The 26,890-nt window shown below is 37.9% G+C and carries 24 protein-coding genes; 14 read left to right on the top strand and 10 right to left on the bottom strand.

The features are described 5' to 3' along the window. Positions 1–199 precede the first annotated feature (199 nt). The 4 genes from FFJ24_RS24460 to rsgA form a co-directional block, all read right to left on the bottom strand. Positions 200–3,676 (bottom strand): preprotein translocase subunit SecA, encoded by a 3,477-nt coding sequence (locus FFJ24_RS24460; protein ID WP_138819712.1) that lies wholly within the window; start codon positions 3,674–3,676, stop codon positions 200–202. Positions 3,677–3,815: 139 nt separating this feature from the next. After that, on the bottom strand, positions 3,816–4,115 hold the full coding sequence (locus tag FFJ24_RS24455; protein WP_138819711.1) for a hypothetical protein: 300 nt from the start codon (positions 4,113–4,115) through the stop codon (positions 3,816–3,818). Between the two features lie 213 nt (positions 4,116–4,328). Next, complete coding sequence (locus tag FFJ24_RS24450) at positions 4,329–5,282, bottom strand: Smr/MutS family protein (RefSeq protein WP_138819710.1); 954 nt, start codon at positions 5,280–5,282, stop codon at positions 4,329–4,331. Between the two features lie 195 nt (positions 5,283–5,477). Next, positions 5,478–6,398, bottom strand: a complete 921-nt coding sequence (gene rsgA / locus FFJ24_RS24445; protein ID WP_138819709.1) for a ribosome small subunit-dependent GTPase A — start codon at positions 6,396–6,398, stop codon at positions 5,478–5,480. 186 nt (positions 6,399–6,584) lie between these two features. On the opposite strand from rsgA, the gene fumC reads away from it, so the two are divergent. The 8 genes from fumC (at position 6,585) to FFJ24_RS24410 (ending at position 11,591) form a co-directional block, all read left to right on the top strand. Then, positions 6,585–7,982: a class II fumarate hydratase gene (gene fumC / locus FFJ24_RS24440; RefSeq protein WP_138819708.1), complete on the top strand. Its 1,398-nt coding sequence runs from the start codon at positions 6,585–6,587 to the stop codon at positions 7,980–7,982. 122 nt (positions 7,983–8,104) lie between these two features. Next, complete coding sequence (locus FFJ24_RS24435) at positions 8,105–8,467, top strand: hypothetical protein (RefSeq protein ID WP_138819707.1); 363 nt, start codon at positions 8,105–8,107, stop codon at positions 8,465–8,467. Continuing rightward, entirely contained in the window at positions 8,460–8,975 is a 516-nt protein-coding gene (locus FFJ24_RS24430; protein ID WP_138819706.1) for a fumarate hydratase, read from the top strand. Before FFJ24_RS24435 ends, FFJ24_RS24430 begins: the two co-directional genes overlap by 8 nt. A 2-nt stretch (positions 8,976–8,977) precedes the next feature. Continuing rightward, on the top strand, positions 8,978–9,784 hold the full coding sequence (locus FFJ24_RS24425) for a S1/P1 nuclease (RefSeq protein ID WP_138819705.1): 807 nt from the start codon (positions 8,978–8,980) through the stop codon (positions 9,782–9,784). A 123-nt stretch (positions 9,785–9,907) separates the two neighbouring features. Then, a complete protein-coding gene (locus FFJ24_RS26680; protein WP_256377596.1) occupies positions 9,908–10,042 on the top strand; it encodes a hypothetical protein in 135 nt (44 codons plus the stop codon). 23 nt (positions 10,043–10,065) lie between these two features. Further along, positions 10,066–10,347, top strand: coding sequence for a hypothetical protein (locus FFJ24_RS24420; RefSeq protein ID WP_138819704.1), 282 nt, complete (start codon positions 10,066–10,068; stop codon positions 10,345–10,347). Positions 10,348–10,349: 2 nt separating this feature from the next. Further along, a complete protein-coding gene (locus tag FFJ24_RS24415) occupies positions 10,350–10,784 on the top strand; it encodes a low molecular weight protein-tyrosine-phosphatase (protein WP_138819703.1) in 435 nt (144 codons plus the stop codon). A 39-nt stretch (positions 10,785–10,823) separates the two neighbouring features. Then, on the top strand, positions 10,824–11,591 hold the full coding sequence (locus FFJ24_RS24410; protein WP_138819702.1) for a ThuA domain-containing protein: 768 nt from the start codon (positions 10,824–10,826) through the stop codon (positions 11,589–11,591). A gap of 71 nt (positions 11,592–11,662) precedes the next feature. Here FFJ24_RS24410 and FFJ24_RS24405 read toward each other — a convergent pair whose 3' ends face one another. Beyond that, complete coding sequence (locus FFJ24_RS24405; protein ID WP_138819701.1) at positions 11,663–12,337, bottom strand: hypothetical protein; 675 nt, start codon at positions 12,335–12,337, stop codon at positions 11,663–11,665. Between the two features lie 163 nt (positions 12,338–12,500). On the opposite strand from FFJ24_RS24405, the gene FFJ24_RS24400 reads away from it, so the two are divergent. Then, entirely contained in the window at positions 12,501–13,952 is a 1,452-nt protein-coding gene (locus FFJ24_RS24400) for an alpha-L-fucosidase (RefSeq protein ID WP_138819700.1), read from the top strand. On the opposite strand, the gene FFJ24_RS24395 is transcribed toward FFJ24_RS24400, so the two are convergent. The 3 genes from FFJ24_RS24395 to FFJ24_RS24385 form a co-directional block, all read right to left on the bottom strand. Further along, a complete protein-coding gene (locus tag FFJ24_RS24395; protein ID WP_138819699.1) occupies positions 13,953–15,473 on the bottom strand; it encodes a rhomboid family intramembrane serine protease in 1,521 nt (506 codons plus the stop codon). It abuts the gene before it with no gap. Between the two features lie 7 nt (positions 15,474–15,480). Continuing rightward, entirely contained in the window at positions 15,481–16,230 is a 750-nt protein-coding gene (locus FFJ24_RS24390; RefSeq protein ID WP_138819698.1) for a bifunctional 2-polyprenyl-6-hydroxyphenol methylase/3-demethylubiquinol 3-O-methyltransferase UbiG, read from the bottom strand. 184 nt (positions 16,231–16,414) lie between these two features. After that, positions 16,415–19,612 (bottom strand): S41 family peptidase, encoded by a 3,198-nt coding sequence (locus FFJ24_RS24385; protein ID WP_138819697.1) that lies wholly within the window; start codon positions 19,610–19,612, stop codon positions 16,415–16,417. 169 nt (positions 19,613–19,781) lie between these two features. Here FFJ24_RS24385 and FFJ24_RS24380 point away from each other — a divergent pair, with 169 nt between their 5' ends. From FFJ24_RS24380 to FFJ24_RS24360, 5 genes are all read left to right on the top strand, one after another. Further along, on the top strand, positions 19,782–21,062 hold the full coding sequence (locus tag FFJ24_RS24380; protein ID WP_138819696.1) for a glycosyltransferase family 4 protein: 1,281 nt from the start codon (positions 19,782–19,784) through the stop codon (positions 21,060–21,062). A gap of 119 nt (positions 21,063–21,181) precedes the next feature. Further along, positions 21,182–22,273, top strand: a complete 1,092-nt coding sequence (locus FFJ24_RS24375; protein WP_138819695.1) for a YhcG family protein — start codon at positions 21,182–21,184, stop codon at positions 22,271–22,273. Between the two features lie 3 nt (positions 22,274–22,276). After that, on the top strand, positions 22,277–23,023 hold the full coding sequence (locus FFJ24_RS24370; RefSeq protein ID WP_138819694.1) for a glycosyltransferase family 2 protein: 747 nt from the start codon (positions 22,277–22,279) through the stop codon (positions 23,021–23,023). Between the two features lie 3 nt (positions 23,024–23,026). Beyond that, positions 23,027–23,716, top strand: a complete 690-nt coding sequence (locus FFJ24_RS24365) for a hypothetical protein (RefSeq protein WP_138819693.1) — start codon at positions 23,027–23,029, stop codon at positions 23,714–23,716. 74 nt (positions 23,717–23,790) lie between these two features. Beyond that, positions 23,791–24,351 (top strand): type 1 glutamine amidotransferase domain-containing protein, encoded by a 561-nt coding sequence (locus FFJ24_RS24360; RefSeq protein ID WP_121284244.1) that lies wholly within the window; start codon positions 23,791–23,793, stop codon positions 24,349–24,351. 156 nt (positions 24,352–24,507) lie between these two features. Here FFJ24_RS24360 and FFJ24_RS24355 read toward each other — a convergent pair whose 3' ends face one another. Together FFJ24_RS24355 and FFJ24_RS24350 are read right to left on the bottom strand one after the other, a co-directional pair. Further along, complete coding sequence (locus tag FFJ24_RS24355; RefSeq protein ID WP_138819692.1) at positions 24,508–25,551, bottom strand: hypothetical protein; 1,044 nt, start codon at positions 25,549–25,551, stop codon at positions 24,508–24,510. 119 nt (positions 25,552–25,670) lie between these two features. Then, positions 25,671–26,861: a serine hydrolase gene (locus FFJ24_RS24350; protein ID WP_138819691.1), complete on the bottom strand. Its 1,191-nt coding sequence runs from the start codon at positions 26,859–26,861 to the stop codon at positions 25,671–25,673. Positions 26,862–26,890: the final 29 nt, after the last annotated feature.

The raw sequence follows: 26,890 nt of genomic DNA, 5'->3' as shown, positions 1-26,890 counted from the left end.
CTACTCTTATGGCCTTTCGGTTACGCCCTGTTTTTTATGGTTTCCAGACTCCATTTTTAAGTTTATTCGTCAGTAAGAAATTGCCTACCAATTACAAATTGACTGTCACTAAATATAGTGCTTAATTTGAGAATTAAAAATTTAGTTTAAAAAAAAGCCCCGACAATGTCGGGGCTTAATAAGCTATTATATGTATTGATTATAAATTCGCGCCGTGGCAGTTTTTATACTTTTTACCACTACCGCAAGGGCAAGGTTCATTTCTGCCAACTGTTGCTTCTTTGCGGATTGGCTGTTGTGGAACAGCTTCACGTGTATCGCCAAACTCGATACCTGGCTCTTCTCTGCCAAACTCCTGTTTAGTGGTTTGCAACTTTGGTTGTTTTATCGGAGCTGGTGCTTCTCTCACCTGGTCTGGCTCTTGCTGAACCGGAATACCGCCTTTATATAAGAAACTCACTACTTCTTTATTTACTGCATTAAGCATGTTTTTAAATAAGTTGAAAGCTTCCATTTTATAAATTACCAATGGATCTTTTTGTTCGTAAACCGCATTTTGTACCGATTGCTTCAAATCGTCCATTTCGCGTAAATGCTCTTTCCAGCTATCATCGATTAAAGCTAAAACAATGGTTTTTTCAAATGATCGAACCACCTCTTTCCCTTTATTGTCGATTGCTTTCTTTAAGTCAACAGCCACCTGGATACCACGGATACCATCTGTAAACGGCACCACAATCTGTTCGATATGTTCTCCGCGCTCTTCGTAAACCTGGGTTAACACTGGTAACGATTGTTGAATAATGGCTTCCGATTTACGTGCATAAAATGCTTCTGCTTCTTCAAATAACTTTTCAGTTAACTGAGGGATATTAGTTGAAGAGAATTCTTTTTCGGTAATGGCCGTATCTAAAGAGAAGTTTTTGATTACTTCCAGTTTGAAACCATCATAATTTGCTTCTTGTTTATATTCGCTTACGATATCTTCAGCAACATCGAAAACCATATTGTTCATATCCACATCCAAACGTTCGCCAAATAAAGCGTTTTTACGTTTAGCATAAATTACGGTACGTTGTGAGTTCATCACATCATCGTACTCCAATAAACGTTTACGGATACCAAAGTTATTTTCTTCTACTTTTTTCTGAGCACGCTCGATAGATTTGGTGATCATAGAGTGTTGGATCACCTCACCATCTTCGATACCCATGCGCACCATGATGCCAGAAATACGTTCTGAACCAAATAAACGCATTAAGTTATCTTCCAATGAAACGAAGAACTGTGATGAACCCGGATCGCCCTGACGACCTGCACGACCGCGTAGCTGCCTGTCTACACGACGGGATTCGTGACGCTCGGTACCTACAATAGCTAAACCGCCAGCTTCTTTAACGCCCGCGCCCAATTTAATATCCGTACCACGACCAGCCATGTTGGTTGCAATGGTTACCGTTCCTGCCTGACCAGCTTCGGCAACGATATCGGCCTCTTTCTGGTGCATTTTCGCATTTAATACATTATGTTTAATTCCGCGGAGTTTAAGCATACGGCTTAATAACTCTGAAATCTCTACAGAAGTGGTACCTACCAATACCGGACGACCAGCTTTTGGCTCCAATTGTCCTGTTTGAGGGTTAACCGCAGGGATTAACGCACCTTTAGCATCCAATTTAGGAACTGGTCTGCCAGTTTGGTCGAATTTAACAACCGGCTTGCCATCCTTCTGTTTTACATTACCTTCTTTATCTATTTCATATTCGGTTTCATAATGAGAATATGGGAAAACCAGATATTGTATCTCTTCAGCAACGGCATTATATTTTTCGCGAACGGTACGGTAAACATAATCCTGCTCATCAATCCTCGAAATATTTCTGTTGGTCGGGATTTCTACCACATCCAATTTATAGATCGACCAAAACTCACCAGCTTCTGTTGTTGCAGTACCCGTCATACCGCAAAGTTTGTGATACATACGGAAGTAGTTCTGCAAGGTTACGGTTGCGTAAGTTTGAGTTGCATCTTCAACCTTTACATTTTCTTTAGCCTCAATTGCCTGGTGTAAACCATCTGAGTAACGGCGGCCATCCATAATACGACCAGTCTGCTCATCAACAATTTTGATTTTTCCTTCGTCGATGATATACTCTACATCAATCTCAAATAAGGTATATGCTTTTAATAATTGGTTTACCGAGTGGATACGTTCTGCTTTTACCGAATAATCGCGCATTAAAGCATCTTTTTGAACCACTTTTTCTTCTAAAGGCAGATCAGACTTTTCTAATTCGGCAACCTCAGTACCTACATCAGGCAATACAAAGAAATGTGGATCTTCTCCCGATTGGGTAATCAGTTCGATACCTTTTTCAGTTAACTCAACCTGGTTGTTTTTCTCATCAATATAGAAATACAGTTCAGAATCTACCTTAGGCATATTCTTAGATTGATCTGCCATATAGTGGTTTTCGGTTTTCAACAACAAACCACGAACACCACTTTCACTTAAAAACTTAATTAAAGCTTTATTTTTTGGCAAACCACGGTAAGCACGTAATAAGGCTAAACCACCTTCGCCTTCTTCAGTTCCGCTATTACCTGCGTTGATTAATTTTTTAGCCTCATTTAATGCCTGGGTTACATAAGCTTTTTGTGCATTAACCAAACGCTCAATGCGTGGTTTCAACTCATAAAACTCGTGTTCATCTCCGCGTGGAATCGGACCAGAAATAATTAAAGGGGTACGGGCATCATCAATCAAAACTGAATCGACCTCATCCACCATGGCAAAATGCAGCTTGCGCTGTACCAACTGATCTGGTGTTTGCGACATATTGTCACGCAGGTAGTCAAAACCGAACTCGTTATTGGTTCCGTAAGTAATATCTGCGGCATAAGCTTTTCTTCTTTCTTCTGAGTTTGGCTCATGTTTATCAATACAATCTACACTTAAACCATGAAATTCAAATAAAGGACCATTCCACTCACTATCACGACGGGCCAGGTAATCATTCACCGTTACAATGTGTACACCCTGTCCGGCCAATGCATTTAAATAAGCCGGCAATGTACTTACGAGGGTTTTACCCTCACCCGTAGCCATCTCAGCAATTTTACCACTGTGCAATACAATACCACCAATTAACTGTACATCGTAATGTACCATATTCCAGGCTACTTCAGTTCCTGCAGCATCCCACTTATTGGCCCATTGTGCCTTATCGCCAACAATTTTAACATTGTTTTTTCTTGCAGCATAATCTCTATCAAATTGTGTTGCAGTAACCTCTAAATAATCGTTTTCGCTTAAACGGCGTGAAGTTTCTTTAATTACAGCAAATGCCTCCGGAAGGATTTCCAAAAGCACTTTTTCCAATTCTGTATCGCGGTCTTTACCTAAGGCATCAACCTGATCGTAAATAGCCGTTTTTTCGTGAAGATCTAAACTTTCACTTTCTGCATCAGCTTTTAAAGCGGCAATTTTTCCATCAATCTCGGTTAAGAAATCAGAAATCCTGCTTTTAAATTCTATGGTTTTACCACGTAATTCATCGTTGCTTAATACAGACAGCTTACTGTAGTGCTCGTTAATTTTGACAACCAATGGTTGAATAGCCTTTATATCTCTTTCTGATTTACTTCCGAAAATCTTCGCTAAAAATCCTAACATTATATTTTAAATCGTATTTATTATTAAAAAAATGGTGTGTTACAACAACCAAGCCATTGTCTTCCTTAAGTCAGTTTGGCAGTTATTGGTATAAATGGGGGCTTAAATCTTGTAAAAAGATCTTTTGAGGAAAGGATAACTAGGGGCTGTTATTCTTTGGTTTTTTCCTGATTGTTAAATCGGCAATAATTTGATTTACGCTTACATATTTTGCAACTTTTACCGGAGCCTGCGTTCCAATTAAAGCCAGCCTGGTGTAGGATAATAAATAAGGGTTACGGTCTTCGTTAAGCTGGACCGAGCTTTTACCCGTAGCGTTTACACCTATATTGTGCTCATTACAATATTCATTTAATATCCTTAGCCCTTCAACGCGTTCGGCTTTTGCCAAATGTGTTAAGCTAAAGAATACAAGTGATATGGTAACGAAGTGTTTCATTAATAGCGGCAAAGCTAGTTTTAATCTTTTATAAAAAGAAATTACAGTTTAGCAAAAAGCGTACCTCAATCTTCCTGTCATTCAGAATGCAGTGAAGAATCCTGCACCGAGGAATATCATAACCTTAACCAATACACTAAAATCATTGCCTACATTCGTAATGCTTCCAACACAATAGAGATCCTTCATTGCATTCAGGATGACAACTGAATGTTATTTAAACACTACTTCAGTAGCGCCATAGCCAAATTTTTCTTTCCTGGCATCCATGTACGTTTTTACATATGGATTTTTACTGATCAGTTTATGGATTTTATCTCTTAAAGTACCATTCCCCGAACCGTGTATAAAAATGATCTTATCGAAATGATGCACCACCGCAGCATCCATTGCATTTTGGAAGTGATTGATCTGTATCTGCAACATCTCGTCTGCTTCCAGGAAATGATGATCGTCCCTTAGTTTTTCGATGTGCAGATCGATTTCTTTTTGGGGTGCCTCAACTGTTCGTTTTTCATCTGCAGTTTTAAAGAAACTTTCTTTTAATTTCTGTGGATCGATGGATACCGGAACGAGATCATCCAGACGGATGAACCAACCTTTATTCCTCAACTGAGGCAATTCCTTTTGTTCGATACTAAAATCTTTTGCCCTAAACTTCTTACGGATTACCAATGGATTGATAGGTTTCACATCAGCTTTGCTAAATACCAAAACCTGAAAGTTAAATTCCGGCCAAAGATCAAGATCAGCCAATGATGCGGAATAAACTAAAGTGGAGCCATAAGATTCGATTATCCCATGAAAAGCACCTGCATATTTTTCTTTACGCTCGGTGGTTAGGCTGACCAATAAAATATTTGACGAATGGTTCTGTAGGTGAAAATGCACCACATTACCGGCCTTATCATCTGTAGCAACGGCAACATAAATGCCATTTTCGATTTTATTAATGCTTGGAATATTTACCTGGATAGGTTTTGGCGCATCCAATTCTTCAGCAACCACACCATGACCATGTACAGAAGTTAAATTACTTACCGCAACAGGAATTTCGAAACCATCTTCATCGGTAACGCCCAAAGTTTGCGTATCGATAATTTTAGTTACATAACCCTCACGTTTTTCATCAACAAAACGCACAAAATCTCCCAGTTTAAATTTCATTTCAATTATTTTTTAGGCACAAAGTACACAAAGATTTTTAAGCTGTTTGTGTTAAAATGTCGTGCATGAAGCTATTTACTCCTTTAGTCTTTCAGCTTTTTGGCAGGGGTTTTCGATCTAATTCGCTGGTACAATCAAGAAATGTACTATTACACATCATATCTTCGGACTCCGGACTTTCGACTTCTGACTCAATTAATGTCTTGTATCGTTTCCGTGATAAATACTCAGGTAACTTTCATATCTCGAAACCGCAATTTCACCTTCGTTTACAGCTTCAATAACAGCACAGCCAGGTTCGTTAATATGCCTGCAATTATTAAAGCGGCAATCGTGCGAAGTTTTAAAGATTTCTCTAAAAAAATGACCTAGTTCTTCTTTTTCAATGTCGATTACACCCAGTTCCCTGATACCTGGTGAATCTACAATAAAACCTCCCTGCGGCAGTTCGAACATTTCGGCAAACGTAGTGGTATGTTGCCCCTTATCGCTCCAGTCTGAAACTTCGCCTGTTCTTAAATCCCGATCGGGCATTAAAGCATTGATCAAACTTGATTTTCCCACTCCCGAGTGACCCGATATTAAGGTAATTTTATTAGTAATCAATTCCTGGATAACCGGAATGTTAATGCCTTTTAAAGCTGAAACTTCGTAGCAGGCATAGCCGATATTTTCGTAGATATCTTTAAACTCCTGAAGAATTTCTAATCCCTCTTTACTAAACAGATCCAGTTTATTAAACACCAATACGGCTGGAACATCATAAGCTTCGGCAGTAACCAAAAAACGGTCGATAAAACCCAACGAAGTACGTGGTGAGGCCAGTGTAACCACCAGCATGGCCATATCCAGATTAGCGGCCAGTATCTGCGCCTGTTTGCTCAGGTTAATCGATTTGCGGATGATGTAGTTTTTACGCGGCAGCATTTCGTTTATCAAACCCTGATCGCTATCCTTTTCCAGATCAAATTTCACCCTGTCCCCAACCGCAATCGGGTTGGTAGTTTTAAGTCCTTTAATCCTGAATTTACCTACAATCCGGCAATCGTAGCGTTCACCATTATCGGCCAAAACACTATACCAGCTCCCTGTAGATTTAATAACTAATCCCTGCATATTTGCGGTAAAGGTATGAATATGATTTCATTGGTAGAAGTGGCCTTGCCGGATAAAAGTTTGCGTAGACGCAAAAAGAACAAGCACTTTTAACTATATTCTTTGTTATCTACCAAATATCTTACATAAATACAACGCTTTAAAAGGCAAAAAACCTAAATTTGCGACAACAAAATCAAAAATATAATGAGTTTCAGAATAGAACACGATACCATGGGCGAGGTGCAGGTACCAGCCGACAAATACTGGGGTGCACAAACCGAACGCTCACGCAATAACTTTAAAATCGGTCCGGAAGGTTCGATGCCAAAAGAAATTATTCATGCTTTTGGATACCTGAAAAAAGCAGCAGCGCTTGCCAATACAGAACTTGGTGTATTATCTGCAGAAAAAGCCGATTTGATTGCTAAAGCTTGTGATGAAATTATTGCTGGCCAATTGGATGATCAATTTCCATTGGTAATCTGGCAAACGGGTTCGGGTACCCAAAGTAACATGAATGGCAATGAGGTGATTGCGAACCGTGCTCATGTAATAAACGGCGGCTCATTAGCTGACGATAAAAAAGTACTTCACCCTAATGATGATGTGAATAAATCACAATCATCAAACGATACTTATCCAACTGCAATGCACATTGCAGCCTATAAACTTACGGTAGAAAATACCATTCCAGGTTTAGAAAAACTAAGAAATACCTTAGCCCAAAAAGTGGAAGAATTTAGTGCGATTGTAAAAACCGGCCGTACACACTTTATGGATGCGACCCCACTTACTTTAGGGCAGGAATTTTCCGGTTATGTACAACAGATTGATAACAGTATCCGGGCAATTAAAAATGCATTGGTTATGGTTGCAGAACTGGCTTTGGGAGGAACTGCTGTGGGTACAGGCTTAAATACGCCAAAAGGATACGATGTTTTAGTGGCTAAAAAAATTGCAGATTTAACCGGTCTGCCTTTTGTTACGGCTCCAAACAAATTTGAAGCGCTGGCTGCACATGATGCCATGGTCGAACTTTCTGGCGCATTAAAACGTACTGCAGTTGCTTTAATGAAGATAGCGAACGATGTAAGAATGTTAAGCTCCGGCCCACGTTGTGGCATTGGCGAAATTGTGATTCCAGATAATGAACCGGGATCATCTATTATGCCAGGAAAAGTTAATCCTACTCAACCAGAGGCTTTAACCATGGTTTGTGCGCAGGTAATCGGTAACGATGTTGCGGTTTCAGTGGGTGGTATGAATGGCCACTTCGAACTTAATGTATTTAAACCTTTAATTGCAGCCAATGTATTACAATCGGCACGTTTAATTGGCGATGCATGCGTTTCTTTTACTGATAAGTGTGCTGAAGGAATCACCGCTAATTTACCTGAAATTGAAAAACACCTACAAAATTCTTTAATGTTGGTTACGGCTTTGAATCCACATGTGGGTTACGAAAATGCAGCTAAAATTGCAAAGAAAGCCCATAAAGAAAATAAAACTTTAAAAGCAGCAGCTGTAGAATTGGGATTATTAACCAGTGAGCAGTTTGACGAGTGGGTACGCCCTGAAGATATGGTTGGAAGTTTAAAATAAGCTCATTACATAACGGTCGTCATGCTGAATTATTTCATGATCTTTTCAGTACTTAAGATGCTGAAACGAGTTCAGCATGATGTTCCGATTTACAATATGGTTAATAAAAAAACACAGGTAATATGAACTCAATACTTTCTAACCTTTTAAGCTTAATATCCATTATTTCGCCTTGTATTGTATTTGGAACCTGCTGCTATTTTTTAGTAAAAAAATCTTCAGTTGAGGCTATTTTAATGACCATTGGCTCAGGAATTGGTCTGCTCATTACCCTGTTTTACAGCTTTTTGATGCCATTACTAATTTCATCTCAAAATTTAGCTTATACAGAAGTTTCAAAATATTATGCTGTTGTAGGTATTATCAGTTTTATAGCCAGCCTTTGTTTTGCAGCGGGTCTTTTAATTCTGGTTATCAACACTGTTAAAAAACAGGCAGTAGTCCAGAATCAATTCCCTAAAGGCACCGATTATAACCATGAGTAAACCGCAATTAGGATTAAGGCTTTGTTACATTTTTCTTTTTACATTATCCGTTTTACAGCTGGCATGTAGTCCGCGGCCCAACATACAGGGTAAGGGCGAAGATTTTATGCAAGGTGTTTGGAATGAAGATTCAGTCGCTTTTAGTAATAAATTAAGCAATTACACACAACATCATTTCAAGTTTACCTGCGATTCGGTTTACATGGATATGATTACCCACAGTAAAGTGAATTTATATGAAGATTCATGTTATCATAACGGTATCTGGAAAGAATATGCAAAGGGCGTTTATGTAGTAAGAGGCGATACGCTGTTTGTTGGCGCTACTTTTACACATGCCAATTACAAACAAAAAATATCTGGCTGTTACCGCATCGGCAGATATGAAAAGAATTTCCTGATCAAAAAGCGATCGGCAGATACCCTCTCCTTAGAGAGTTTAAGCGACCAGCGCGAAATTAAATTAATCCTCAAACAAAGAATTACCTGCATACCAAAAGAATTATAAAAATGATTTTAACATCAATAAAAAAGAAATTAACCACGGCGTTAGCTATCGGTTTATTAGCATATCTCCCTATTCAGGCAAATGCTTGGGGTACGATCGGCCATCGTGTGGTTGGTGAAATTGCTGATAGTTATTTAAAGGCAAAAACACGCAAGGCTATTCAAAGTATTTTAGGTTACGAAACTTTGGCCATGTCGGCCAATTGGGGCGATTTCATTAAATCAGATTCTACTTATAATTATATGTATAACTGGCATTTTGTTAATCTTCCGGCAGGATTGAACAAAGATGGCGTTTACAACTTTCTTGAAACAGAAAAATCGCCTAACCTTTACAACAAAATACCTGATCTAATTGCTGTATTAAAGAAAACAAGCAGCACCCCAGCCGAAAAGAAATTGGCTTTACGCATGTTGGTGCATCTGGCGGGCGATTTATGCCAGCCGATGCATGTTGCCCGTAAAGATGATTTGGGTGGTAATCGCATTTCGGTCTTATGGTTTAACGAGAAATCGAATATCCACCGGGTTTGGGATGAACAGCTGATTGAGTACCAACAGTTAAGCTATACCGAATATGCAAAAGCCATTAACCATGCTTCAGCTGTGCAGCTTTACAACTGGCAGAACACCAGCCTGAAAGATTGCATTTATGAATCGTACGGTATCTGTAACAAAATTTACGCAAACACGAAACCAGATGCTAAATTGAGCTACCGTTACAACTTTGAATGGGTTGATACCCTCAACGACCAGTTACTAAAAGGTGGTGTACGTTTAGCTAAAATGTTAAACGATATTTACGGATAACATTTCTGATATTTCCAGTGCCCCAACGCTAACCAGCATTGGGGCATTTTTTTTTGTAATGCTGTAGCAATTCAACTACTGGATCCGTTTTATCAGTAACAAACCAAAACCAATTATAAACTGATGAAAAAATTACTATTCATCTTTACACTTTGTCTGGCATTTGCCTGTAAAAAGAAAGAAAACGTTAACATTGACGACATTACAAGATATAACTGGCCTTTGCAATCGGCAACTGTTAATCCTGCTTTAACATAAACGGAAAACCGAGCAGTAATTTTATGACACTTTCTGGTCCTGATGCCTGTTTAAAAAATAATTATGCATTAAATTTTTCACCAGGTGGATCTTATGCTTTTACCTCTACAGGTTCCTTGTGCGACATGATTTCCTTTCAGAATGCAAAATGGACGAAAAACGGAAATGAAATCACATTAAATACCGGGTTTGGAAACTCAGGAACTGTAAATTTAAACGGCAGTTATATCACCCAAAAATATACTTTTGATAAGGAAGGAAAAACTTATACCGTTACTTATATATTTGCAGCAAAATCTAAATAACATTGAAAATTTTAATGGTTTGTCTGGGTAACATCTGTCGTTCGCCATTGGCTGAAGGCATTATGCGCCATCTGGCAGATGAACAAAACTTAAATTGGGAAGTCGCTTCGGCAGGAACAGGCAATTGGCATATCGGCAAGGCACCTGACCATAGAAGTATTTCTGCGGCTAAGGCTTTGGGTTACGATATCAGCAAACAGCGGGCACAGCAGTTTAACCATTCGATGTTTGATTATTATGACCTGATTTTGGTAATGGACAAGAACAATCTAGCTGATATTAAAACCCTGGCCAAAACCGATAAAGAGCGAAAAAAGATTAAACTTTTTCTTGATAACGATGAAGTTACAGACCCATATTGGGATAATGCCCTGTTTAGCCCTGTTTGCAGGCAGGTTGAAGAAAGATGTAGGGAAATTATCAAACAACTTTCTTAAATTTATAGCTTAATATCCATCACTAACCAAGTCAAAAAAATGAAAAAGTACATCTCATTATGTCTATTAATTGCATCCGTTTTTTTATTGCAGAGCTATACCACAGCGAAGAAACCGGCAAAAGTTTTAGTTTTTTCCAAAACCAAAGGTTTTAGGCACAACTCTATTGAAACCGGAAAAGAAGTGATCCAAAAATTAGGTACCGAACATCATTTTGAAGTAGACACCACCGAGAATGCCGATCTGTTTACAGAAGACAACCTTAAAAAATATGCTACTGTTATTTTCTTAAACACTACAGGCGATGTATTGGACAATAAACAACAGGTTGCTTTCGAAAGATATATACAGGCCGGCGGAGGCTATGTGGGTATCCATGCGGCAACAGATACTGAATACGACTGGCCTTGGTATGGTAAATTGGCCGGCGCTTATTTTATAAGTCACCCAGCTGTTCAGGAAGCCAGATTCATCATTAAGGATAAAAAACATCCAGCTACTAAATTCCTTACCGATTCGATATGGATGAGAAAAGATGAGCTGTATAATTTTAAAAATATTAACCCGGATATTAAAGTGCTGATTACCTTAGATGAGAAATCTTATACCGGCGGTAAAAACGGCGATTTCCATCCTTTTAGCTGGTACCACAATTTTGATGGCGGAAGAGCTTTCTACACCTGTATGGGCCATACTAAAGAAGGCTGGGCTGACGATAAGTTCCAGAATCATTTATGGGGAGGCATTGAATACGCGATAGGTGGACAAAAGAAACTAGATTACAGTAAAGCACATTCAAAATTCTAAAAATTGGGTTGAGCTTGTTGAAATAATGACCAGCAAGCTCAATCTATCTGTTATGCTTAATAAACAATATTTTAAGATTTATTCTTTTTCAGGTTGACCAAATAAATATAATTCAGCATACAGAAAGAAGCTACAGCCCCGAAAGTATGCCATAAAAAATGCGTGCCGATACTCAATATATCCCACTTATCTGCAATTCGAAAAGTTAAAGCAAATATGAAAGCAATCAGGGCAAACCCTACCCATTTGCCATTTTTCCAGTCTGTTTTAATTAAGTAGCCAAACACAGGAAATAAAACCAGCGCAGCCATAAAAGCATAATTAATATTGATAAAAATCTGAAAATCGCCATTGCTAAAGAGCCTTCTTACATAAAATTGAAAAAAGGCATATACCGCTACAATTAAAACGGCAAAGTACCATTTGGTTAGTTTAGAAAGAAAGTAGACACCAGCCGAAAGGCACAAAAGCATAATTGGCATCCAATCCATCATAATAAAGATCGGCCAGCGCCTTAAGCCGTGATAAGTGGTGCCTCCAATCCCACCAATATAGAGCAGCACCAGCGCAATACTTAAAAAAGTATGTTGTTTAAAATTACTCCATAGTTTAATGGTCCAATACACCGCTATAGCCAAAAAAAAACAACTTGTTATGGTATTAAAAGGCTCTGGAAATAACTGGCTTAGATTGGTTTCGGTGTAGATTGTACCACCGTCTGGAGGGTTCTGGTTAAAAGCGCTCATGCTTAAATAACGTAAGTAGAAATTAATTGTTTCATGGATCTATGTAACGATCAAGATGTAAAAATAATTTCATGCTTACATTTCCAACAGGTTAAATATTGATTAACGCTTACCTTACCAATGGTAATTATTTGTACTTTAGTTTTATCTAAGCTATACAATTATGAAACCATTATTGATTCTTTTTTTACTTCTTTCGACAGCTATTTATGCTCAAACACCGCCTCAACCTTATGGTGCAGTACCATCAAAAAGGCAATTGGCCTGGCACGATATTGAAGTTTACGGTTTGATCCATTTTACTCCCACCACTTTCGAAAATAAAGAATGGGGCTTTGGTGATGCTGACCCTAAAATTTTTAACCCGACAAATTTTAATGCCGACCAGATTATTAAAGCCGCTAAAGCAGGTGGTTTGAAAGGGATTATATTAGTAGCCAAACACCATGATGGCTTTGCCTTATGGCCAACTAAAACTACGGAATACAATATCAGTAAAAGCCCGTTCAGAGGGGGAAAAGGAAATTTAGTTAAAGAAGTAGAACAGGCTGTACGTAAAAACGGTTTAAAGTTTGGGGTTTATTGCTCGCCATGGGACAGGAATAATGCACTATATGGTACAGACAAATACCTGGCTATTTATCAGGCACAGTTAAAAGAACTTTACAGCAATTTTGGGGAACTTTTTATGAGCTGGCACGATGGTGCTAACGGTGGCGATGGCTATTATGGTGGAGCAAAAGAAAAACGTTCTATAGACAACACCACCTATTATGATTGGAACAACACCTGGGCAATTACACGTAAAATGCAACCCATGGCGAATATTTTTAGCGACATTGGTTTAGATATCCGTTGGGTAGGCAATGAAGATGGACATGCTGCACCAACCTCTTGGGCAACCTTTACTCCGATGGCCCCGGATGGCAAAAGTGTAGCAGTGCCCGGGCAGGCAAATTACCCGCAAAGCCCTGAAGGGATTAGAAATGGTAAATTCTGGATGCCGGCAGAATGCGATGTTCCTCTGAGAAAAGGATGGTTCTATCATGCCAGCGAAAAACCCAAAACACCTGAAACGTTATTCGATCTGTATTTAAAAAGCGTGGGACGTGGCGCAGGTTTAGATTTGGGTTTAGCACCCGATACCCGTGGACAGCTTCATGATGATGATATAGCTGCACTCAAAACCTTTGGGGATATGGTTAAACATACTTTTGAGAATAACCTGGCCAAAGATGCATCTATTAAAGCGAGCAATAGCAGAGGCAACAAATATGATGTTGCTACACTTCTTGACGGTAAAAAAGGGAGTTATTGGGCTACTCAGGACGATGTCCATCAGGCAAGTTTAGAACTTGATTTGAAAACTGCTAAAACCTTTGATATCATCAGCCTGCAAGAATACATTCCTTTAGGTCAGCGCATAGAGGCTTATACGATTGAAATATTTGAAAACAATGCCTGGAAAAACGTTTACGATGGCACGAGCATAGGCGCTAAAAGGTTAATTAAACTCAATACTCCGGTTACAACTGATAAGGTGAAAATCAACTTTATTAAGTCGCCCGTATGCATTACTTTAAGCGAAATTGGGTTGTACAGAAAATCAGCTTAGTTACCATTTATACTCACTAGAACCTGCTTCGCTCCGAATATTATTAACTTCATTCGTAAGCTGTTCTATTTCATAACGGTATTTCGATGATTCTTCGAGATATTCTTTACGTAAAAGTGAAGAGATTTTGATGGCCAGATTGGTTATTTTGCCATCAAAATCTCTTCGATAGCTTTCTTTTTCTTCCAAATTGAGTTTATGCATTTCGGCAACAATCTGTTTGTTTTTCTGCCAAAGCCGTATACCGTATTGTTCAATTGTTTTTACTTTTTCTGCTTTAGATAAATCGTAAGGAATAGAATAAACCTTATTAAAATCAAATGAATTCTGCTCAAATTGGAACTGTAATTTGTAGAATTTTCTATTTTGATAGTTAGGGGCAAAAATCAAAATAATAGCAGAAAATATCAGCACAACAATGCATGTTAAACCGTATTGCCAATTGGTGGTTATTTTCCATCTCCAAAGTTTTTCATTAAAAAGTATATAACATATTACAAATCCAGAAATTAGCCCACCAATATGAGCGCTATTATCTACTTTACCGTTTATACCATTTAAGAGCATAATAGCCGTAACCAGAATGGTACTAATCAATAAGGACTTATTGGCATTTTTCTCAAAAGCTTTACTTAGGATTAAAGCCATAAAAGCACCGAAAACACCCATAATAGCACCTGATGCGCCAGCCATAAAACCATATTTATGAAAGATGAGACTCACCAAACCACCGCATATTCCGCTAAGTAAATAGGTAATCAAAAATTTAGCCGAACCGAGTTTATGCTCAACCATTAAACCGATATATACCAAAGCATACATGTTAAAAAACAGATGAGACAAACCTAAATGAACAAATTGATGGGTAATTAACCGCCAGTATTGCCCTTCCAAAACCAGTTCGCGGTTATTTGCTCCAATGTTTAAGTAGGCATTGGTAATTACCTCAGGAATAAGAGAATTTTGAGCCCTCAGTTTAAGCACAGCAGCAACAAACAGCAGCGTAAAGCCATAATAAAGTACATTTAAAATTACCAGAACTGGGGTAACTAAATATCCCTTTTGAGGAAAAAAAAGATATAAAATATTTTTAATTTTATTCTTGGCAGTTAATGGCGCTTTGCCAAAATAAGTATCATCCTGAGTAGCAATTAAAGCATGGAACGTAGCTAAACTTTCATCCCAGATATTTTGCAAATGGTACTGGACATATTCAAATTCATGGAAAAATTTTTCAAGATTTAAATCGTTTTTCCCGTAATCGTTAAACCACATCTGGATACCTACGCACTCACTCTTTACTACAGCGAAATTCCCATGGATACGGATAGATACTTCTTCACTATACGATTGAAAAGATATTGGCGTGTAAGCAATTAGCCCGCTTTCTGAGATATGGCTAAGGCTCCACCTTAGATTTTCGATGGCCTGCCGGGCAATGATCAGGTATTTATCTGCCGGAAAATCGGCCAAAGGAATATACTTTTCAATTTTAGGCGAGTAACCCCAACTGATTGACATAGCGCTTTTAGATTTTTTTCGCTACTAAGATAATATAAGGTGATAGATTTTTGCTTTCGAACGGGATAATCTTCGTAAATATTTTTCCGCTTAGCCAAACTGTTTTCTTAAATAGACGAACACCAGCCGATTTCTGGCTTTCATTTTCCAGCCAAACGCTGAATCGACCAAAATAACCCGATTTTACTTCTTTAAGACCAGCCTGCTCACAGATTGATTTCAACAGTGCCGGGTCCATGCTATCGATATTGTGTTTGTCGTAATTTTCTCTATCGAAATTCTTTTGGAACCAACCGTTAATGGCTTTAAAATTCGGCAGCGTGATAAACAAAGTTCCACCTGGTTTTACAAAAGCAATATGGCGGTTAATAATGTCGGCAGTATCATTAAAATGTTCGATTAAACCGCAGCTTAGTACAAGATCATACTGTTTTTCAGGTGTATAATTAAACAGGTCGGTTTCAATAATATGGATATCCTTCTCAGTTAAACGGTTCTTTTCCAAGAGCTCTTTTACCACAGGTGGGTGAACAAAATAATCTAAAAGTGTAACATCAAGTTTGAAATATTTTTTCAGGAACACGGCATAATATCCCGGAAAACCACCCAGCTCGATGGCCGTTTTAACATGATCTTTCCGGATTACATCTGCCAGCTGGGTATGAAATAAATAGTTTGAAGGTAACTGAACCGCGAGTCCTTTTTTACTTTCCCAATAATTTACCCAAAAAGCCCTGTCGGTTAATAAATTTGCCATGTATTAAATAATTCCAATCCCAAAGAAACGGAAAAAATTGGTTAATTGGTTAAAAATTGAATGGCCTATATTGCTGGATTGTTATTTTTTTTATTGCTAATTTAGCAAACAGGCCTATATATTTTATGTCGGTTGCCAACAATATTAACAATCCAACAATAAAACAATCGTTTTAAGATTACCCCTACTTCAGGTCTTTCAAAATCTCAGCCACTGCTTTTTCGAGTTGAGGATCTTTATCGGCCAGGCGATCTTCGAAAGTGTTTTTAACGAAGATATCTGGCTTAACACCTTCTTTCTCAATATTTTTCCCATCCATGGTATAGCAGCCCCATGATGGTAAACGGTAAGAAGAACCATCAACCAAACCTTTGGCAGAGGTAAAAATAATCCAGCGGTAAGTTTCCGTACCAATAATTTTTCCCAGTTTTAGTTGTTTAAAACCTGCGGCCGTCATTTCGGCATCACTTAAAGATTGTTCGTTAATGAGAAGTACAATCGGTTTTGCTGCAGGACCAAAATTACTTTGAGGCGCCAGTTTACCGCCACGGTATTTCCACTGGAGGTAAGGACGCTGAGAAAGGAATTTCAACACATCATCATGCACGTTTCCGCCAGTATTGTACCGTAGATCAAGAATAATGGCTTCCTTATTTTCTTCTTGTGCAACCATATCCAAAAGGAAAGTTTCCAGCTCGCCACTACCCATATTTTTCATATAAGAATAAGCTATGCGGTTGTTGCTCCATTTGTCTACATTTTTATGGTTCTGGCTAATCCACTCATCGTAAAGGTTTCCGCGCAAAGTGCCAGAACTTTCAGGGTGTACATTTACATAAACATCTTTTCCATTGCGTTTAAATGTTAACGTCATTTCCCGATCCAATGATGGCTTACTGAAATAATAATCACGGTCTATTTTTTCATCTACCTTAACGCCGTTCACTTCTGTTAAAATATCCCCAGCTAAAATATTTGTTCCGGTACGGGCAGCATTACTTTTAGCAGCAATACGTTCTACCTTTAAAGGGTTTTCGTTATCGAAGATGATCCCTGTTTCATTGGTAATGTAATTAAGGTTTTTGCGTTCCTCTGCACCTGCACTATTAAAACCCATGTGCGAAGAATTAAGCTCTCCAAGCATATCATTCAATAAAATCCTTAAATCGCTCCGGTTGTTTACATAAGGCAAATAAGTGGCATAACGTGTTCTCATTTTATCCCAATCTACACCATGGAATTTTTCATCGTAGAAATTTTCATCCAACCCCACCCAGGTTTCGTAAAACATCTGGTTAAATTCTGCATTTAGGTTTCTTGTAAATTTATAACCATGTTCTACCCGATCAAGTTTATTTCCCTCTAATGAATACTTGTTGATTGCTCCACGTGATAAAACGAAGAATTTATCACCCGATGAGATAATCGAATAATTGTCGCCATCAGCAACTTTTTCGGTTTTATTGGCTTCGAAAGGTTCGATAGTCGTACGGTAAAGTCCTGGCGCACCTCCTTCATGGTTAGATGAATAAAACACATAGGTTTTATCGCCCTTGGCAAAAACATCAGTTCCATACTGACCTCCAAAAGAAGGCCCAACCAGTTCTATCCTGTCTAAAATATCCTGCGTATTAATGGTAATTACATTTGCCGGTTTTGGAGTAGGCTTAACATCCGTTTTCTTTTTAGTTGTGTCTGCTTTTGCTTTTTTATCATTTTTAGGCGCAGTAATAGCAGGTTTAACATCTGTTGGTGCTGGCTTGGTTTCTTTAAACAGATCGTCGAATTTATCAGAACGATAAGGCTCATCGTAATTATTTAAGGCCATGCGGTAAATATGTGCATTCTGCATACCGGTTGGGTAAGAAGGTTTGGTACGTGCACTGGTAAAGAAAATATACTTTCCATCCGGCGACCATGCCGGTCCGGTTTCGGTAACGCCGGTATTGGTTAAGTTAATGGTTTTATTATTTTTAATGTGATGCACCATAATATCCTGTTCAAAATTCCGATAGACCGTGAAAAGCACATATTCATCATTTGGCGAAAAACCTGGCGTTGAGCTTTGTATGGCCCAAAACTCGTCAGTCACTATAGTTTTAGCATCGAAAGTTTTAAGATCCATGAGCTTAAGCTCGTTCCTGCCACTTAAATACACTGCCATGGTTTTGGTTTTGTTCAAGGTGATATCGCGTACGTTTGCTTTATCTTTTGTAAGCTGTTTAACAGCACCTTTTCCATCACCCGTAATGGTAAACCAGTTCTGATAACCATTAGTGGTTTGACTAAATAAAATTGTTTTATTGTCGGCCAGCCATTTACACTCCAAAGCACGTTCGCCGCTATTGGTAATTTTCCGGATAAACTTTCCATCAGCATCACTTACAAACACGTCACCTCGCGAAATAAAAGCCATCTTTTTTCCATCAGTAGAAACATCAAATGCCGAAATATTTCCGCGGACATCGTACTCCTGCTCTTTACTCAATACCTGATTCCGTGAGGTATTAATATTGATTTTCTCAGCTTTCTTCGAAGCTACGTCATAGGTATACAATTGATAGTCTTTCTCAAACACGACTGTAGTTCCATTGGCCGAAACAAAAGGTCGTTTAATGGAAGTATCAAAACTGGTTAAACCAGTTTTTTTACCATTGATAAAAGTATAAAGGTTGTATTCATCATTTCCTTCGTCCGACACAAAAAAGATATTGCCTTTTTGATCTACACTCGTCCAGAAATCTTTCCCAATGTAATCAGTATAACGTTTGTAACTTTTGGTTTTTGGGTTATATGATTGAATATCTGGATTATAAGCACCTTTATAATGTTTACGGTTGGTGAAACGGTAGCTCTCCCAGGTATCGTTAAAAAACAGTTCTCCCGTTGGCGATTCGGCAATATGGTGCGTAGTATTGAAATAATTATCAAACAACCGGACAGCAGTACCACCATTGACGCTTACTTTATAACTCGAAAAGGAGTTGTACCGGCCAGACGTAAAATAAATTGTTTTCGAATCCCAGCTCCAGTTATCTACTTCATCACTGGCATCATTAAAAGTTAACTGTTTAATATCACCTCCTGTTAATGGCATTAGATAAATATCATAATTGCCAAACTGATTGGAAGAAAAGGCAAGCCACTTACCGTCGGGAGATATTTTCGGGTTAATTTCTTCTCCCTGCATAGCGGTAATACGCGATGCTACACCTCCTTTTACCGGAACTTTCCAAATGTCTCCGTCGTAACTGAATACTATTGCTTGCGCATCGGGCGTTAAAGCAGGGTACGCCGCAAAGTAGGTCTGACCTTGGACAAATGAATAAATAGGCAGTAAAAATGCGAGTGTCGCAAGCGATTTTAGCAGGGATTTGATCATGATTTATTTGTTTGGCTTAGGATGCCTGAAGTCGTCATGTTTAAATAATCATTAAGTTCAAATATGATTACCTAAACATCAAAGGCTCCATCCTACAATTAAAAGCAATAAAAATATTAGGATGAAATTACGCAACAGATTTTATATTCGTAAACAATAAAATGTATTTTTGATTGATTTGAAAGTAGTACACCTAAATACCTACGATGGAAATGGCGGAGCAGGACGAGCCTGTTTGCGTTTAAGTGATGCCCTAAAGGCAAGTGGAATCGATTCGAAAGTATTGGTTTACTATAAATTTGGCCAAAACCCAAACATTGATACCTTTAGCAAATCGCCCCTGCAGAAAGCAAAAGCCGTTTACAATATCTTATCCGAAAGGTATTATGCAAAATGGCTGAGCAAATCAGTAAAAACGCCATTTAGTTTGCAATGGTTTGGCCGTTCGGTCATTAACCATCCCGACGTTAAAAATGCTGATATTATCCATTTGCATTGGGTAAACCACGGTTTTCTTAATCCTAAATTTTTAGCCCAGCTTGATGAACTGGAAAAACCGATTGTGTGGACTTTTCATGATAGCAATGCTTTTACCGGCGGATGCCATGTGCGTTATGGCTGCGAAAACTTTCATCACCAATGTGGCAATTGCCCGATTTTAAAAATCAGCGGGAAGAACGATATCTCGCATAAAACCTGGTTACGCAAACAAAAAGCCTATACTGAATTAAATTTTCATATTGTGGCGCCGAGTAAATGGATGGCGGCATCAGTAAAGTTCAGCAGTTTATTGGGCACCAGGAAAGCTACTGTAATTCCAAACACTATTGAAACAAAAATTTTCAAACCTTATGTTAAATCAGAGGCCAAGAAAATCCTAAAGATCAATCCGCATAAATTTGTTTTGATGAGCGGTTTTATGCCTTCAAAAAACGACAAACATAAAGGAACCCCCTATTTGATCGAAGCTTTAGAAATTCTTTCGCGCAGGGCAGGTATACAAAAAGATAATATTGAACTGGTTATTTTCGGGAATAAGGAAAATGCCGAAATGCCAGAATTCCCTTTCAAAACCACATTTTTGGGTACCATTAATAAAGATGACCATTTAGCGAAATGTTATTCTGCAGCTGATGCTTTTATTACACCTTCTCTTGAAGATAATCTACCCAATACCGTAATGGAAAGCCTGGCCTGCGCTACCCCTGTTGTTGCCTTTACCACAGGAGGGATTCCGGATATGGTAAAACACATGCATAATGGTTACCTGGCTGAGTATCAAAATGCCGAAGATCTGGCAAACGGCATCGAGTGGTTGTACCACCGCCCAAATAAAGAAGATATCCAAAAAGCAGCAAGATTGAGTATTTTAACCGATTTCTCTGAAGAAGTTATTGCCACAGAACACATCCATCTTTACGAAACACTGATTGATTTACAGCCAAAATAACTCAATATCTTAATAATTTACAGTTCTATTTAAAATTCGGTTGGCAAAATTTTATTTTCTTTTATACAAATAAAATTTTGGTCAATCTTTATTAAATTTATAGCGACTGAAACTGTTTAATGGAAAGCATCGCAAATTATTCTGAAAGTATTAAGGCATTAAAATCGGCTATTTTATCAAGCCGGTATAAAGCTGCTACTTTAGTAAATAAAGAACTTTTGCTGCTCTATTTTACAGTGGGCAAATTCATTTCGGAAAAGGTAGAAAAAGAGAAATGGGGCGCCAAAGTGATAGATAATCTTTCTAATGATTTACAGTTAGAGTTACCAGGCTTAAGAGGATTTTCAGGCACAAATATTAAACGGATGAGGTTCTTTTTCGAATCATGGAGAGAACAAATCTTAATTAGTCCGTCACTGACGGACCAATTACAAATAATTGATATTGAGCACATTGAATTTAGACCGTTAGTGACGGACCAATTGGAAAAGACATTTTTCAACATCAGTTTTACCCACCACATTGAAATTCTACAGAATTCACAATCGGTTGAAGAAAAGATATATTATATCCAAAAGGCAGCTATCGAATTTTGGAGTGTTGGTACCTTAAAGCACCAACTCAAAAATAAATCATTCAGTAACTCCGGCAGTTTACCGAATAACTTTTTAAAAACGATTTCTAACGAAGAGATAAGGAACAAAGCGCTACAATCTTTCAAAGATGAATACCTGTTGGATTTTATTAATATAGAAGATACTGACGAGCAAGATGAACGGGTTTTAGAAAGTGGAATAGTACAGAATATTAAAAAGTTTTTAATGTCGCTAGGAACCGATTTTGCCTTTATTAGCAATCAATATAGGTTAATTGTTGAAGACGAAGAATATTTCTTAGACCTTTTGTTTTTTAACCGCCGTTTACAATGTTTGGTTGTTTTCGAACTAAAAACCGGAAAATTCAAACCTGAGTACCTGGGCAAAATGAATTTCTATTTATCTGCTCTTGATGAATATGTTAAACAACCACATGAGCAGCCATCAATCGGCATCATACTTTGCAAAGAAAAGAAAAACAAAATTGTAGAATTTTCATTCCGCGATTTTAACAAAGCAATGGGTGTTTCTACCTACAAAACCAGTGCAACATTACCTAAAGCATTTAAAGGTTTAATCCCAGATGCTGAAACCTTTAAAAAACTAATGGATTAACCCATGTCCAAATTAACAATCATCACCATTGTATATAATAACGTTCGCGATATCGAACGTACCATTCAATCTATCCTTAAACAGACCTATAAAAAAATCGAATATATTGTAATAGACGGCGCATCAACTGATGGTACGCTGCAGGTTGTTGAGCGTTACAAAGATCAGATTTCGAAAATCGTATCAGAACCCGACAAAGGCATTTATGATGCTATGAACAAAGGTTTAGCCCTGGCAACAGGCGATTATGTTTTGTTTATGAATTCTGGCGATGAGATTTATGACGAGCAAACAGTAGAAGATGTTTTTGCCTCTGCTCCCGGTGCCGATATTTACTACGGGGAAACGGAAATGTACAATGATAAATGGGAAAATCTTGGCCGCAGAAGACACGAAGCACCCGAGGAATTTGATTGGACCAGCTTTAAATACGGCATGAATATAAGCCATCAGGCCATTTACATCCGCCGCAGTATTATTACTTCTTACGACTTAACCTATAAATATAGTTCAGATATTGATTGGATTATCAAAGCAGCAAAAAAGGCATCTAATATCGTTAATGTTCACCGGTACGTAGCTAAATACCTGGTTGGTGGCATGAGCAAGAAAAAACACCGCGAGAGCTTAAAAGAGCGGTTTAAAATCTTCAACAAATATTATGGCCTAGTACCGAATATCTTTAATCATATTATCATTGCAGGTAATTTAGCCTTATATTTTGTTAAACACCGTAGGACAAATGATTAGCTTATGAATGAAGAAATTAACGAGCTACTCTCTATCTATGAACAGGAAAAAAAATTAATCGAGTCTATAATTGAAGAAGACCGGATTGACAATGATTATAAAGCAATTCGTATAAATTCTAAAAATCTAAATAGGATACAACGCCAGATTGCATTGATTAAATCATTAATTGATCCATATATACAAGAAAAAGAACAATTAAAAAGAACAATCGATTTTTTCGTTAAAAAAAGTGAGCTGGAAGAATCTAATGAGTACAGAACTCACATGCTTGCTCAGATTGACGAGAAATTAGACCAACTAAATAGTTATAAACCGGGTTATTTTAACGATGGACAAGAGTTTGATGATGCTATATTTGATTTGGTAGAACAGAAGATTGAAGGATTTATTTTCAACTTGAAAAAAGAAAATAAATTGGCCCTATTGTTTAAACGCAAGGATAAAGAAATTTTGTTATCAGTTACCAATATTAAAAAGCTTAAAAAACAGCACATCTTAGATAAAAACTCCAGGACTATACTTAAATCAATCGGTTTTAAAGAAGAAAAGCATCTTGATTCACTAGTTTTTACTTATAGTTTGGATAATTTTAAAAATGCTATTTTTATCAAAACTATTGTTAGCAGAGTAGTTTTTGATGCATTCTATTTTCAAGAACTCGACAAGAAAACAACAATTGAGATTTTCTAGTAATCTCAAATTTCTGAAACAATAATTTCCCTCAACTGTCTTTAATACATCACCTATTAAAAATATTAAAGATTATGGGACAATTAAGTAACCGCACTATTGCTGTACTTTCAGAAAGCGGATTTGAAGAAGTAGAATTAACCGAACCAGTTAAAAGGTTAAAAGAAGAAGGAGCTACCGTTCACATTATCTCCTCAAAAAGTGGAAAAATAAAAGCCTGGGATCAAGACCACTGGTCGATAGAAGTTGATGTAGATAAAACCATTGCAGAAGCAAATGCTGATGATTACAACGGATTACTTTTACCAGGTGGCGTAATCAATCCAGATCAATTACGTGTTAACGAAGACGCCCTGGCTTTTGTAAAAACATTCTTTGCCGATGGTAAACCAGTTGCCGCCATTTGCCATGGTCCACAAACTTTGATTAATGCAGATGTAGTGCAGGGCAGAAAATTAACTTCAGTAAAAAATATTTCGCAGGACCTGATCAATGCCGGCGCGATATGGTCAGACGAAGAAGTAGTGGTTGATCAAGGTTTGGTAACGAGCCGTACACCAAAGGATTTACCTGCTTTTAACGATAAAATTGTAGAGGAATTTGCCGAAGGTGTTCACGAAGGGCAGCATGCCTAAAAACTTTGGACGCTCTTTCTAGATTCACTCAAAAACGGTTGGCAATTTGCCAGCCGTTTTTCTTTTAGGGCTATTTTTTGTGTCATCAGATGTTACCATCTGACGGATAAATTTATTTTGATTTTTTCAGTGTCTGATAGTAACATCCAACACCACTTATAGCTTTACCTGCCTGATGATATTTTTTATATTCAGTTCAATAATATCCGTCATGGTTTTACAGCGCAAATAATTCTTATCCTTAAAATAATCGCTCATGCCCTGTTTTAGCAAAGCAATGTTTTCCGGTGTGGTGAGTTCTTCTTTGTTCGAAACATCGCGGAGATCAGTTAATCGATGACGCTCACTCCTTACCCGGTGCACAATAGACGAGCGTTCTTCCTGTTGGTACTGTAATACGGTTTTCTCTGTCAATTGCTCCATGCTCATTTTTACATAAGGCAAATTTTCTTTAAAAAACTGTGGAAGGTAAACCTTTAAATTTCCTTCATAAAACTGTTGATCAAAATCTATTGCCCTGATGCGGAACTGGATATCATCAAAATCGGGGGTAATCTGTACCACGAAGTTATAAGCACGCATATCGCCCAAAAGCATAATCAAACAACGCTCGTTAAACTTTACAAACTCTTTTGCAATACGCGTAGGATTAAACTCTGGCGTATACAATTGTCCTTTGGTAAAAACATCTCCTGGAATTCCTGCGATGTGCTCTTCTACCAAAGTATCACCATCAACCAGGTAATTTACCTGATTTGGCGAAAGGATTTCTTCCATTTCCAGGCCATAAATGCGCGAAGCATCAGCTTTTTTAATATAGAAATAATCGTACACATCATTTAAACGGTTTACGATACGGATGCGGAAGGGATGTGTATTTCCAAAGGTGCAATATTCAATTTTATCGATGTATTTATGCTCTACAATCCGTAGGTTACCCGATGCTTTTAAGTTGGCATAAATTTCTTTTAAGCCATCATGCAATCTTTCAATTAAATCCTGCGCATAAATTGGCCCTTCCCAAAGCGAATCTTTACCAAATTTATCCATTAAAGGAAAAGCTTCGTTAAATTGCATCAGGTCTTTATAACCGATGGGCAATTTGGCTTCGCGTTGGTAAGTGCGCAAATATTTCTGCAAAGCAGGTGTAACCGGAAAAATCGGCTTCTTTTTTGAAATTTTTACATCGTTGTTTTCCATGTATTTGCAATGTACTATTTTAAAAAATTAACCGCAAAGGACACCAAGTTTTACGCAAAGTATGCAAAGTTCTATATCGTAATGTGCCCTTTGCGCCAATTTCTTAGTGCACTTTGGGGTTAAGACCTAGGATAGCTAAATGGCAAAGCACTTAAATACCTGCTGATTTTCCTATAAGGATAATTACCAGCCCCGTGATCGGCGAACTGTACAATAATGGTATTCGTTTTTGGATCAATATACAGTCTTTGCCCCAGCATACCCTCAGCAGTATAATCTCCCTTATCCCCTTCCTGCGGAATCCACCAAAGGTAATGATGAGCTGATTTTTGCCAGCCTTTTGCCGATGCTGGTTTTTCAGCACCAATATTTATAGATTGATTTACCCAATCTTCCGGCACAACCTGCTTCCCATGATATTTCCCCTTAGTTAAATACAAACGCCCGATTTTAGCAAAATCAATAGCGGTTACCTGGAAACGGCTGGCAGTATTGGTTAAACCGTCTACCTGATCTAATCCCCAGGTGGCGTTATATTGCGTACCGATCTGCTTCCACACATTGGCTTCAAAATACTGCGCAACCGATTTACCCGTTGCCTTCTTTAAAACCCAGCCCAATAAAATCGGATCGATACTTTTATACAACCAAACCGTACCTGGCTTATTTACCAGTTTAACTTTCATCAACTGCGCCTTCATATTATCAGTATAATAATATTTGGCTTCGTCCGAGAAAAATGCCTTTACAATCCCACCTAAAGCATCCTGAAATTCAAGCCCTGATTTCATATCCAGGAGGTTTTTTAAAGTAATTTGGGCAAAGGCAGGGTTCGATTTTAATTCAGGAATGTATTTTGTTACTTTATCATCTAAGCTTTTAATACTGTGATCTGCCAATGCCTGACCGATAGCAATAGAAATCATACTCTTAGCTCCCGAAAATATACTCGTTAAGGTACTATCGCTATAACCCTTATCATATCGCTCATATAAAACACTATCATTCCTGATGACGATAAAAACATTGACCTGTCCATTTTTTAAATAGTCTTTTAACGGAATAGAATGGTTATTTCCATCTAATACATGAAGCGTATCCAGATCGTCGCGTTGTCTTGGAGGTCTGATAAAATGAAAAGCCGAATCACTTTTACGCGAAACTTCCTGTGGAAAAATTTTATAAGTTTCGGCGCCGGGTGTTCTATACCTTAACACCCTTCTGAGGTATGGTTTCCAGAGCAGGAGCGCAAAAAGCAATAAAAAGAAGGAATATATCAGGGTTAATAATGTCTTTTTAAAGGTTTTCATTTGTAGTTTAAAAATGATATCTAAATAAA

Source organism: Pedobacter sp. KBS0701, from assembly GCF_005938645.2.
In the GTDB taxonomy this organism is placed as follows: Bacteria; Bacteroidota; Bacteroidia; order Sphingobacteriales; family Sphingobacteriaceae; genus Pedobacter.
Note: the sequence above shows the minus strand (reverse complement) of the source record. Positions and strands in the feature narration are given on the sequence as shown.